This is a genomic window from Nocardiopsis chromatogenes YIM 90109 (assembly GCF_000341185.1).
GTDB classification, from domain to species: Bacteria; Actinomycetota; Actinomycetes; order Streptosporangiales; family Streptosporangiaceae; genus Nocardiopsis_A; species Nocardiopsis_A chromatogenes.
Genome location: NZ_ANBH01000352.1, coordinates 1 through 10,946 on the forward strand (window position 1 = coordinate 1; position 10,946 = coordinate 10,946).

Here is a 10,946-nt window from a genome sequence, read left to right on the forward strand (position 1 = left end):
CCCAGCCGCTGTTGCCGAAGGTCTCGTAGCGCAGGTTGGGCAGGGGCAGCTCCCGTTCGAGCCAGCGGCGGCGGACCGCGTCCATGAGGCGGATGGGCCCGCACATGTACAGCTCGGTGTGCTCGTCGACACCGGCGACCAGGGCGGGCACGTCGAGCCCGGTGCCCTCGTCGTCGACGTGCGCCTCCAGCCGGTCGCCGTGCGCACGGCCCAACTCGCGCAGGAAGGCCATGCCCGAACGGCTGCGCCCGGCGTAGACCAGCCGGTAGTCCGCGCCGAGCCGCCGCAGGACGGCGGCCATGGCGCTGAGCGCGGTGATCCCGATGCCCCCGGCGAGCAGGACGTAGCGCGGGGCGCCCACCCGGAGGGGGAAGTTCTGCAGGGGGGCGGTGATGTCGAGCCCGTCCCCGGGCCGGAGCGCGTGCATGAACGCCGAGCCGCCGCGCGAGGTCGGCGACAGGCGCACGCCGAGGGTCAGCTCCGTGCCGCGGGCGTCGGCCGCGACGACGGAGTAGGAGCGGACCGCGGCCGGGCCCTCACCGGTCCGCACGTCGATGTGGGCGCCGGGGTCGGCGCGCACGGGCTCCTGGGGGGCGACGGTGATCCTGGCGATCGTGTCGGCCGCCGGTTCGGTGGCCACGACGCGGCCGCGCAGCCAGCGCACCTGGTTCGTGCCGCTCATCTCAGCGCACCGCCCTGATGCCCGGTGCGGCGGCCGGAGCGGCGGCCGCCCGCTCGGCCTCGACCATGCGCTGGACGATGCGGCGCACCCACATCCCCCCGGCGTCGATGTTGAGGTTGTAGAACTCGTGGTCGGGGTTGGCCTCGATCGCCTTCTGCTGGGCGGTGAGCATCTCCTCGTCCTCGGCGAAGACGCCGTGGACCCCGTCGCGGAGCTGGGTCGTGATGAGCTGGCTGTCCAGCCGGTAGTTGCGCATGAACGCCCAGAAGTACAGCGCCGAGCGCTCGTCGACCGGGGAGATCGTGTTCATCACGAACCCGTTGACGCCCCGGCTGCGGTCGCCCTCGGGCGCGCCGGTCCCGGCCTCGGCGACGCCGACGTCGATGCGGATCGTCGAGGGCGCCTGGAACTCGATGATCTGCCAGCGGTCGACCTTGCCGCTGAAGCCGGGGAACCGGTCGCGCATGTTCTTCAGCCAGAACGGCGGCGGGTCGATGCCGTACATCCAGCGCGTGACGGTGACGGTGCTCTCGTCGTGGGCGACGTCGAAGTCCGATCCGCTGAGCTCGGCCTGGCCGATCGTCGAGGAGTGGACGAACTCCTCGTGGGTGAGGTCCATGAGGTTGTCGAGCACGAGCTGGTAGTTGGCCCGCACGTCGATGGTGCGCCCGTCCCCGGCCCATTCGGGCGAGTCCATCTGGAACATGTCGGGCAGGGCCCCGGGGTCGGCCAGCGTCGGATCGCCCGTCCACACCCAGACGAACCGGTGCCGCTCGACGACCGGGTAGGAGGCGACCATGGCCGAGGGGTTGACGGTCTCCTGCGCCGGCATGTGGGTGCAGCGCCCGGCCGAGTCGAACCGCAGGCCGTGGTAGGGGCACTGGATGCCGTCGGGGCCGACGAGCTCGCCCTTGGACAGCGGGGCGAGGCGGTGCCAGCACGCGTCGGCGAGGGCGACCGGGCGGCCGTCCTCGGTGCGGTAGAGCGCCAGCGGCGTTCCGGCGACGGTGCGCGCCAGGATGCCGCGCCGCCCGACCTCGTGGTCCCAGGCGGCGGCGTACCAGGCGTTGCGCGGGTAGGCCATGTTCTTCGCGGTCGCCCCGGAGGGGCCGAGGTCGGTCATGTGGTCCTCCTTGCGGAAGGAACTATCTATCGACATAGATAGTTCGTGAAGGAGGTCACACATTAACTATCGATATAGTGTTTGGCAAGGCCCGCAAACGAGACGGACAGGGATGCGATGAGCCTGCGCTACGCGCTGCTGGCACTGCTCACGGCCGAGCCGCTCACCGGCTACGACGCCGTCAAGCGGTTCGGGGGGTCGGTCGGGTACGTCTGGCACGCCCCGGACTCGCAGATCTACCCCGAGCTGCGCCGGATGGAGGGCGAGGGACTGATCGAGGGCGAGCAGGTCCGGTGGGGGCCCAACAGCACGAAGACCCGCTACTCGATCACCGGTGACGGCGTCCGCGCGCTCCGGGAGTGGTTGGCGACCCCGATCTCCTACGGGCCGCTGCGCGACGTCTCCCGGATGCGGGCCGCCTACTTCGAATGGGCCGACCCCGAAAGCGCGCGGGAGAACCTGCGCAGGCACATCGACTACTACACCGAGCAGGTCGGGCGCTGGAAGGACATGCGGGAGGCCATCCTCAGCGCCGCCCATCCGAGCATCGCGGCCCGGATGGAGAAGTACCCGGCGGAGGACCACGAGCGGATCGTCGCCTACAAGGCCTTCGCCTACGAAGGCCTCATCGCCCGGGGCGAGGCCGAGATCGAGTGGGGGCGCAAGGGCCTGAACCTCATCGACAAGCTGGAGGGCCCCTCGGAGGCGGCGGGGGAGTCCGAACGCTGAGGCCCCGGGCCGCGCCCGCGCTCCGGGGCGCACCGGGTCCGGCGGCCTAGGGTGGGGGCATGAGCACGGTCGACACATACGAGCTGAACGACGGCAATGCGCTCCCCATGGTGGGTTTCGGCACGGTCTCGCTGGTCGGCGACGACGGGGTGGCGGTGATGCGGACCGCCCTGGAGAACGGCTACCGCCTCCTCGACAGCGCCGTGAACTACGGGAACGAGGAGGAGGTCGGCAAGGCGGTGCGCACCTCGGGCCTCGCCCGGGAGGACGTGCTCATCGCGACGAAGATCCCGGGGCGCAGCCACGAGTACGCCAAGGCCGTGGAATCGGTCGAGGGGTCCTTGCGCAGGATCGGATCGGACTACCTCGACCTGTGCCTGATCCACTGGCCCAACCCGAGCGTCGGCAGGTACCCCGAGGCGTGGCGCGCCCTGGTGGACCTCCGCGAGCGCGGGCTGGTGCGTTCCATCGGCGTCAGCAACTTCACCGAGGAGCACCTGCGCACCGTCATCGACGACACCGGGGTCGTCCCCGCCGTCAACCAGATCGAGCTGCACCCGTACTTCCCCCAGGCCGCGATGCGCGAGGCCGACGCCCGGCTGGGCATCCGGACGCAGTCGTGGAGCCCGCTGGGCAAGCACCGGGCCCCGTTCGCCGAGGAACCGGTGGCCCGAGCCGCGGCCGCGCACGGCGTCACCCCGGCCCAGGTGGTCCTGCGGTGGCAGCTGCAGCTCGGCGCGCTGCCCATCCCCAAGTCGGCGGATGCGCGGCGGCAGCGGGAGAACATCGACCTCTTCGGCTTCGAGCTCACCGCCTCCGAGGTCGACGCCATCAGCGGTCTGGCCCGCGACGACGGGCGCCTCTTCGGCGGAGACCCGAACGTCCACGAGGAGATGTAGCCGGGCACCGGCCGCCGACGGCACCGAGCCGCCGGGGACAGGGCCGCGGACAGGTCCGCGCCCGACCGGAGGGTTCCCCGACCACTCCGGCCGCTCGGAGCGCCTGCGGCCCGCACGAAGCGGGGCCCAGGCGGCCGGTTCGCCCCCGGGGCACGGCACAGTGGTCCCATGGCGGTTCGGGTGGTTCGGGCGGGACGATCGGGACGGCGCACGGCGCGTACGGCACGTACGGCACGCACGGCGGTGGCGACCGGAGCGGCGGTACTGCTCGCGGTCGGCCCATGGGCGGGGACCGTCGGCGCGGCCGCGGCCGCCGCCGATGGCGAACGCGCCGTCACCTCGTTCGACGCCGACATCTCCGTGGCCCCGGACGGTGTGGTGCAGGTCCGCGAGGAGATCACCTACGACCTGGGCGCGGGCCCCGGCGGGCAGGTGCACCGGGAGATCCCGGCGAGGGGGAGTATCGACGGCGCGGGCCCGCGGCCGTACGGTCTGGCCGGGGTCCGGGTGGAGGACTCCGGCGGTGTCGAGGCCACCGAGGTCCGCGAAGGGGAGGAACGGACCGAGGTCACCATCGGGCGGCCCGGAACCGACCCCGCCCTGGAGGGCGTGAAGACCTTCGTCATCGCCTATGAGTACCGCGACGTGCTGACCGTGGACGACAGGGGGCGGCCGCGGCTGGTCATGGACGTCATCGGGTCCGGTTGGGAGGTCCCGGTGGAATCGGTGCGGGCGCGGGTGACCGCTCCCGGGGAGGCCGAGGCCGCGAGGTGCTACGCGGGGGAGCCCGGAACCCGGGACGGGTGCACCGGTGTGCGGCGGGAAGAGGAGGGCGCCACGTTCACCCAGGACCGCGTCGCGCCGGGACAGGCCTTCACCGTCGACGTGTCCGTGGAGGAGGGCGCCGTCCCCGTGCCCGAGGCGGCGGCCGGGGACGCGGACTCCGGCGGGCCGGGCACGGGGCGGACCGTGACCGTCGTCGTGGTCACCGTGGCGCTCTTCGTGGTGCTCGGCGCCGTCTCCCTGGCGATCGAAAAGCGTGAGCACGACCGCCGGGGAGAGGGCGCCGTGCGGGGTTCCCGAGGCGGTATGGGCGGCGGAGGAGCCGGGGCCGGAGGAGCGGGCGGCGGCGGTGGAGGCGGCGGCGCCGGAGGGGGAGCGGGCGGCGGCGGAGGCGGTTGACGCCGCGCCGGGTGCGGCGCGGCGTCGGCTCCGGAGCATGGGCCTCAGGCGGAGGCGTCCGCCGACGGTGCGGGACCGGCGCGCCCCCGCTGCCGACGGAGCCCGTGCGGTCAGGGGCGGTACTTCGGCGGGTCGCCCGGGCGGTGCCGGAGGTCCCGGCCGTCCGGATAACCGTTCCCCGGGCGGCGGCCCTGCTTGCCGAGGTACTTCGACGCCCCGCCGAGTGCCTTGTCGATGTGGCGGTCGTATTTGCCGCCGGTACGCCGTTTCACGTTCTCCCCGGCCTTGCGCAGATGCCGGTTCGCCGCCTCGGGGTTCCTGCGGACGTAGCTGAGGACCTGCCGGAGCAGCCTCTGCAGGTTGGCCATCGTGCTCACCTCGTTCCCGTATCCCGCCGGAGAGTGCGTGTCCCCTTCCCCGGACCGGGACGCGACATGTCGCGTCACCGCCGAGTGTAGGCAACCGCCGTGGAGCACCCGGTGGAAGCGTGGCCGGGGGGACGGGAGCGCCTAGAGGGGCCGCCGCGCCCGACGGCAGGGCACGCAGGAGGCACCGGTGCCGGCGGAGGAGCAGGCGGGGGCGGCGGTGCCGGGGCGATGCCGCGTCACCGCCGAGTGGAGGCAACGGCCGTGCGACGCCTGGCGGAAGCGCGCGGGGTCCGGCAGGTGTCCGCCGGACCCCGCGCGTATCGGCCGCGCCGGGCCGGGCTCAGATCGTTGATGGGGAATGTGCGCCCCGATCAGAGGTCGAAGAGCAGCGGCGGCCGTTCGACCGGGGCGCGGCTCAGCCGGTCGCGCCGGATCGCGCCGGATCGCGCCGGATCGCGGCCCAGAGCGCGCGGACCCTCCGGCACACCCCGGCCCACAGGCCCCGGGCGGCGCACCCGGCACGGCGCCCCGGACCAAGCCGCCCCCAAGCGTCCAGACCACCGCCCCGGCACCCCGGTCCTCCGGCGCACCCGGCCCGCACACACCGACCACGGACGCCCCCCGCCGTGTCCGCAGCCGATACAGGGTTTCCCACCAGCGATCTCAGGCGCGCGCGATGGCGATCGTGGCGCCCACCGGCTGCTGCACGGCCGCCGCGGCCGCGACCTGCGGCGCCGACTCGACCACACCCCGGCCGCGTGGGGGCGGCTGCGCATCCGGGGCCACGTCGTCGGCGCCGACGAGGTCGCGGCGCACGCCTACGCCCGCCGACGGGGCCGCCTGCGGCGCAGCCCGCTGCTGCCCACCGCCGCCCTCGCCCGCGCCGGAGCGCTCGCCGCGACGCCGGCGCCCGCCCCCTTCCTCGGAGACCGATCATGAGCCCCCTGACCGCGTTCGCGATCCTGGCGGTGATGGCGGCGGGCGTGGGCCTGATGCTCACCCGCCGCCTGCCCACCGCGTTCGCGCTGATCCTGATGTCGGTGGCCATCGCCCTCCTCGCCGGTGCGCCGCTGGTCGGCGAGGAGGACAGCGTCACCGCGACCGTCCTGCAGGAGGGCGCCCCGATGCCGGCCTCGACCATGGTGGCGATCCTGCTCGGCTGCTGGCTGGGCACGCTGATGCCGGAGGCCGGGATCGCCTCCACCCTGGTCCGCAAGATCGTGGAGTTCGGCGGCGACCGGCCCTCGGTCGTGGCGGTCGGCGTATTCGCCGTCGCGATCCTGTGCGGGAGCATCACCGGGTCGGCCCCGGCGGCGATGCTGGCCTGCGTTGTCGGCATCCCCGCGATGATCGCCGTCGGCATGCTCCTGGCCGCCGTGAACCTCCCCGGGGCGGTGCGGGCGCTCAACCCGGTCGTCACCGCCATCAGCCCGAGCGGCCCGCTGCTGTTCGTCGCCGTCTTCGCGGTCCTGGTGCCGCTGTGCCTGTACCGCGGGCCGATGAACATCTTCGGCCTCGGCGCGGGCGTGGAGGGCGTCCTCATCTCCGGGGGCATCTACCCGCCCCCGGCGGTGCTGGGCCTGATGGCGTCCTACGGCCAGGTCCTCGGGGTCTCCGACCCCACCAGCACCCAGACCGTGTGGAGCGCCCAGTACGCGGGCGTGCGCCCCGAGCGGTCGATGCTCTCCACGATCCCCTACACCTGGATCGTGGCGATCGCGGGCTTGGTCCTGACGGCCTGGCTCTACCGGGGCCAGATGTGATGTTCCGGGACGTTGGTAACGCCCGACACGCCTGAAACGGCGGTTGGACGAAGAGAGGGCCTTCTGGTTCCGGTACGGACGTGAACTCTGCACCGGAGCCCCAGAAGGCCCTCGTGCCCGACCGTAACTCCCCGCCGACCCCCACCGGGCGTCTGCGGCTCGCCCGCTGCATCGTCCGGGACGGATGGCCCTGCCGCCAGGCCGCCTCCCCGGCCTTTTCGGACTGGTACGACCACCACCGGCCCCACACCGGGATCGGCGGACGAACCCCCGCCGAACGTGTTCCCGACCTCCCCGAACACCACAGCAAGACCGTAGACGGGGGCCGGGCGCCGACGGCCGCGGGCCGGGACCGCTGAACGGTCCCGGCCCGCGGGAATGCCCGCTTCCGGAGAACGCGGGGGCGGCCTCGTGTTCGCGACCGGGACGGAACGCCCCCGGTCCTCGGCGAATCCGTCCCGCCGGTCGCCGCGGAGCCGCACCGGCACGGCCGCATTCAGCTCGCGGCGGTGAGCAGGTCGGGCAGCGGCCGTGCGTGGACGACGTGCAGGACGCTGACGGCACGGGTCAGCGCCACGTACAGCCGCTGCAGCCCGCGGTCCTCGGCCTCGGCGACGGCGGTGGGCTCCGCGACGACGACGGTGTCGAACTCCAGGCCCTTGGCGAGCGAGGCCGGGACGCAGACCAGGCGGGCCGTCTCCAGGACGTCGCCGCCGTCGGCGTCCAGCGCGCCGGGCTCCAGCCCTTCGGTCTCCAGGTGGCGGTGGAGCCGCGTGATCTCGGCGTCGGCGGCGATGACGCCCACCGAGCCCTCGCCCTTGAGCGCCTCACGGCAGGCCAGCGCGACCTCCTCAGGTACGGCGTCCGCCGCGACGGGCCGGATTCGGAGGGCGTCGGGGGCGCCCGCGCGCACGCCGACGGGGCGGACCAGGCCCGGGGCGATGTGCGGCAGGACCCGCGCGGCGAAGTCGATGATCTGCGCCGGGACGCGGAAGCCGCGGTCCAGCACGGCCAGGTGCGCGTCCGGCACGCCCAGGTGCTCCAGGAGGCGCGGCCAGTCGCCGACCGCCGAAGGGGAGGTGGCCTGGGCGATGTCGCCCAACACGGTCATCGAGGAGCGGGTGCAGCGGCGGGCGACGGCCCGGCACTGCATGGGGCTCAGGTCCTGGGCCTCGTCGACGACGATGTGCCCGAGCGCCGACGGCCGCTCGATGAGGGCCGCCGCCTCGTCGATGAGCGCGAGGTCGGCGGCGGTCCACCGCGCCGACTTGGGCCCACGCGGCTTGCCCGGCATCAGGATCGCCTCCTGCTCCTGAGCGGAGAGGACGCCCTCGGCGGCGCGCGCCAGCAGCGCGGGGTCGGTGAGCAGGTCGAGGACCAGGCGGACCGGTTCGGCCTTGGGCCACATGGCGCGCACCGCCGCGGTGATCGCCCGGTTGCGGCGAAGCTCGCTCAGGGTGCTCGCGTCACAGGCTTCCCCGGCGTCCTCGATCAGGCACATCACCGTGTGCGCGAGGCGCTGGGAGAGCAGGCCCGGCCCCGATCCGTAGGCGATGCCGCGGCCGCGCAGCTCGTCCAGGACCGCGGCGAGGTCTTCGGGATAGAGGCGCCACTTGCGGGACCCGCGTGAGACCACGAGGGTGTCGTCCAGCGGCGCGGGGCGCGCCCACAGGCCGCGGCGGATCACCTCGGCCATGCGGGCGTCGCCCTTGATCCGCGCGGCCTGCGGGGTGTCCTCGCGGCGCACGGGTACATCCCCGGTGAGCTCCTCCACCGTGGTCTGGCGCACACCGACCTCGCCGAGTGCGGGCAGGACCCTGCGGATATAGGAGAGGAACGAGCGGTTGGGCCCCAGGATGGCGACCCCGCCCTCGCTGCGCAGCCGTTCCCGGTCGTTGTAGAGCAGGTAGGCGATGCGGTGCAGGCCCACGGCGGTCTTCCCGGTGCCCGGTGCGCCTTGCACGCACAGTGCGGGGCGCAGCGGCGCGCGTACCAGTTCGTCCTGTTCGGGCTGGATGGTGGCGACGATGTCGCGCATGGGGCCCGTGCGGGGCCGTTCGATCTCGGCGGCCAGGATCGCGCCGGGGTTCGCGCCGCCGTCGCCCTGGCCGCGTTGCGCGGCCGACGGGTCGAGTACCTCGTCCTCGAAGGCGGTGAGATCCCCGGCGTCGGAGAAGCCGTAGCGGCGTCGCAGCAGCGCGCCCATCGGGTCTGTGGCCGAGGCCCGGTAGAAGGGCGCCGATACCGGGGCGCGCCAGTCGAGCACGACCGGTGACCCCTGGGGATCGTGCACGTGGCGGCGCCCGATGTACACGCGGTCGGCACCGGCGGTGCGGGTATGGGTGGGCGCCTCGCCGGGCGCGGGCTCGAAGACCGAGCCCGGCGGGTGGTCCAGGCGCCCGAAGAACAGGGGCGCGTCGGGCAGGTCGGCCAGCGCCCTGGCACGGCGTTCGCGGTCGGCGGCCAGCAGCCGGTTGGTGAAGGTGTAGTCGGCGTCCTCGGAGGAGTCCTGGACGGTCTCGGTGGCGAGGACATCGGTGTGCATGTCCCGCAGCCAGGCGCGGGCGCGGTCGAGGAAGGCGCGTTCGGACGCCAGTTCCCCGTCCGACGCGGGAAGGGCGGGATCAGGGGTGTTGTCGGGCATGAGGATGACAGCCTCGGAGGTCTCGGTGTGCGGACAACGTGGAGAGGCCGTGCGGCGGACGCGGGTCCCGCCCCGGGACGGGCCCGGTTCGGTGCGATCCTCAGCGCGTGTCGAAACGCCGCCGGAGCAACCCGGCCACTCTACCTACCGGCCGGGCGCGGACCGCTGCCATGCGCGGTCCTCCGCGGGGGACGGCAGCGCCTCGGTGAGCCAGGCCCACCGGCCGTCGTTCTCGGTGAAGCGCCTCTGCAGGCTCTTGACCCGGTCGAGCGGGATCTCGTGGACGGTGCGCCAGGTTCCGGCGATGCGGTCCTCGAAGTACAGGGTGTTCGCATCGGTCCGGACGAGCTGTGCGCGCTGGGTGCGCTCGAACCCGTCGGTGGTTCGGACCCGGTAGGTGGCCATGGGAGTCCTCCGTCGCACGGTCGGGGGTGGGTCTGCTTCCGGCAGGGGCGGCGCCGCGTCCGGGGAACGGGGAAGGGACGCGGCGCCGCGGCCGACCGGATCACTGCCGACTCTACCCTTACGTAACGGAAGGGTTGGCCGTGGATCAGCGCGGCAGGATCGACAGCCCTCCCGGGTCGCCCTCGCCGCCGCCCTCTCCGCCGCGGCCCGCCGCCGCCGACCGGTACTGGCCGGGCACGGGCTTCTGCTGGTTCGCGCGTGCCAGCATGTCGGCGTCGCACTGTGCGCACAGCGGGATGTAGTGCAGGCCGACGATGGACAGCTGCGTGCCGCGCGAGTACTGGGTCAGGGCCTGGCCGCGCATGTGGATGTCCCGGCCGCCGCAGGTCGCGCATGTGTAGGGGGTGTCGCGGGGCCAGCGGGCGCCGCACCGGTCGCAGGAGATGGTGATCCCTCCGGCGGTGCGCTCGCCGGTCAGCTCGTCCTCTTCTCCGCAGGACAGGCAGGTCATTTGGCGGGGCATGGCACACTCCCTCGGATACGCATCGGCTCCGGACGTCGGCCGACGACGACTCAACCCTTACGTTAGGGTAGATTTGGCGAGGAGGTGCCCCGCGTGGGCGCTGAGCACATGCAGATCGGCGAGGTGGCCGAGCGGACCGGCCTGTCCCTGCGGACCATCCGGTACTACGACGAGATGGGCATCGCCTGCCCCACCGCGCGCTCGCAAGGGGGCTTCCGCCTCTACAGCGAGGGCGACGTCGAACGGCTGCAGCTCGTCAAGCGCATGAAGCCGCTCGGGTTTCCCCTGGAGGACACCCGGGAGCTGCTCGGCATCCTGGACCGGCTGGAGGCGGGCGGCGCCGACGGGCCCGAACGCCGCGGGCTCCTGGAGCGCCTGGAGGAATACCGATCGGCGGCTCAGGCGAGGAGCGTCGAGCTGCGCAAGCGGCTGGAGGCCGCCGAGGACTTCACGGCCAGGCTGAGGTCCGCCCAGGCCGAGCACGGCGAGAGGACCTAGAAGGACCGCGACGGGGAATGGGGCGCACGTGGCGCAGGCGGTGACGGGCAGTACGGACAAGTCCACGCAAGAGGTGGTCCAGGAGGCCGCGCGCCGGAGGACGTTCGCGGTGATCTCGCATCCGGACGCC

12 protein-coding genes are annotated in these 10,946 nt (G+C 73.6%); 5 read left to right on the plus strand and 7 right to left on the minus strand.

The features are described 5' to 3' along the window. Both D476_RS0130165 and D476_RS0130170 read right to left on the minus strand, forming a co-directional pair. Positions 1 to 682: ferredoxin reductase (locus tag D476_RS0130165; protein WP_017627600.1), on the minus strand; the 682-nt coding region annotated here is incomplete at its 3' end. Between the two features lies 1 nt (position 683). Next, entirely contained in the window at positions 684 to 1,805 is a 1,122-nt protein-coding gene (locus tag D476_RS0130170; protein WP_017627601.1) for an aromatic ring-hydroxylating dioxygenase subunit alpha, read from the minus strand. A 117-nt stretch (positions 1,806 to 1,922) separates the two neighbouring features. Between D476_RS0130170 and D476_RS0130175 the strand changes: the two genes are divergently transcribed. The 3 genes from D476_RS0130175 (at position 1,923) to D476_RS35145 (ending at position 4,615) form a co-directional block, all read left to right on the plus strand. Continuing rightward, positions 1,923 to 2,534, plus strand: coding sequence for a PadR family transcriptional regulator (locus D476_RS0130175; RefSeq protein ID WP_017627602.1), 612 nt, complete (start codon positions 1,923 to 1,925; stop codon positions 2,532 to 2,534). 59 nt (positions 2,535 to 2,593) lie between these two features. Next, entirely contained in the window at positions 2,594 to 3,433 is an 840-nt protein-coding gene (locus D476_RS0130180; RefSeq protein ID WP_017627603.1) for an aldo/keto reductase, read from the plus strand. 243 nt (positions 3,434 to 3,676) lie between these two features. Next, complete coding sequence (locus tag D476_RS35145) at positions 3,677 to 4,615, plus strand: DUF2207 domain-containing protein (protein ID WP_040728812.1); 939 nt, start codon at positions 3,677 to 3,679, stop codon at positions 4,613 to 4,615. A 110-nt stretch (positions 4,616 to 4,725) separates the two neighbouring features. Here the strand turns inward: D476_RS35145 and D476_RS0130190 are convergent, their stop codons facing one another. Continuing rightward, positions 4,726 to 4,983 (minus strand): antitoxin, encoded by a 258-nt coding sequence (locus D476_RS0130190; RefSeq protein WP_040728814.1) that lies wholly within the window; start codon positions 4,981 to 4,983, stop codon positions 4,726 to 4,728. Between the two features lie 663 nt (positions 4,984 to 5,646). Continuing rightward, a complete protein-coding gene (locus tag D476_RS39855) occupies positions 5,647 to 5,799 on the minus strand; it encodes a hypothetical protein (protein WP_017627604.1) in 153 nt (50 codons plus the stop codon). Positions 5,800 to 5,918: 119 nt separating this feature from the next. Between D476_RS39855 and D476_RS0130200 the strand changes: the two genes are divergently transcribed. Further along, positions 5,919 to 6,746: a hypothetical protein gene (locus tag D476_RS0130200; RefSeq protein ID WP_017627605.1), complete on the plus strand. Its 828-nt coding sequence runs from the start codon at positions 5,919 to 5,921 to the stop codon at positions 6,744 to 6,746. A gap of 496 nt (positions 6,747 to 7,242) precedes the next feature. On the opposite strand, the gene D476_RS0130205 is transcribed toward D476_RS0130200, so the two are convergent. The 3 genes from D476_RS0130205 to D476_RS0130215 all read right to left on the minus strand — a co-directional run bounded on the left by D476_RS0130205 (position 7,243) and on the right by D476_RS0130215 (position 10,318). Further along, the gene (locus tag D476_RS0130205) at positions 7,243 to 9,390 is read right to left on the minus strand and encodes a HelD family protein (RefSeq protein WP_026123994.1); all 2,148 of its coding nucleotides are present in this window, start codon (positions 9,388 to 9,390) and stop codon (positions 7,243 to 7,245) included. Between the two features lie 144 nt (positions 9,391 to 9,534). Next, a complete protein-coding gene (locus tag D476_RS0130210) occupies positions 9,535 to 9,795 on the minus strand; it encodes a hypothetical protein (RefSeq protein ID WP_017627608.1) in 261 nt (86 codons plus the stop codon). 145 nt (positions 9,796 to 9,940) lie between these two features. Beyond that, positions 9,941 to 10,318, minus strand: coding sequence for a hypothetical protein (locus tag D476_RS0130215; RefSeq protein WP_026123995.1), 378 nt, complete (start codon positions 10,316 to 10,318; stop codon positions 9,941 to 9,943). 108 nt (positions 10,319 to 10,426) lie between these two features. Between D476_RS0130215 and D476_RS0130220 the strand changes: the two genes are divergently transcribed. Further along, a complete protein-coding gene (locus tag D476_RS0130220) occupies positions 10,427 to 10,816 on the plus strand; it encodes a MerR family transcriptional regulator (protein WP_017627610.1) in 390 nt (129 codons plus the stop codon). The last annotated feature ends 130 nt before the right edge of the window (positions 10,817 to 10,946 follow it).

What these genes read in the sequence shown, in the direction of transcription:
- D476_RS0130170 (WP_017627601.1), bottom strand. Translation starts at nt 1,805, where the DNA reads ATGACCGACCTCGGCCCCTCCGGGGCGACCGCGAAGAACATGGCCTAC.
- D476_RS0130205 (WP_026123994.1), bottom strand. Translation starts at nt 9,390, where the DNA reads ATGCCCGACAACACCCCTGATCCCGCCCTTCCCGCGTCGGACGGGGAA.
- D476_RS0130200 (WP_017627605.1), top strand. Translation starts at nt 5,919, where the DNA reads ATGAGCCCCCTGACCGCGTTCGCGATCCTGGCGGTGATGGCGGCGGGC.
- D476_RS0130190 (WP_040728814.1), bottom strand. Translation starts at nt 4,983, where the DNA reads ATGGCCAACCTGCAGAGGCTGCTCCGGCAGGTCCTCAGCTACGTCCGC.
- D476_RS0130220 (WP_017627610.1), top strand. Translation starts at nt 10,427, where the DNA reads ATGCAGATCGGCGAGGTGGCCGAGCGGACCGGCCTGTCCCTGCGGACC.
- D476_RS0130175 (WP_017627602.1), top strand. Translation starts at nt 1,923, where the DNA reads ATGAGCCTGCGCTACGCGCTGCTGGCACTGCTCACGGCCGAGCCGCTC.
- D476_RS0130215 (WP_026123995.1), bottom strand. Translation starts at nt 10,318, where the DNA reads ATGCCCCGCCAAATGACCTGCCTGTCCTGCGGAGAAGAGGACGAGCTG.
- D476_RS0130210 (WP_017627608.1), bottom strand. Translation starts at nt 9,795, where the DNA reads ATGGCCACCTACCGGGTCCGAACCACCGACGGGTTCGAGCGCACCCAG.
- D476_RS0130180 (WP_017627603.1), top strand. Translation starts at nt 2,594, where the DNA reads ATGAGCACGGTCGACACATACGAGCTGAACGACGGCAATGCGCTCCCC.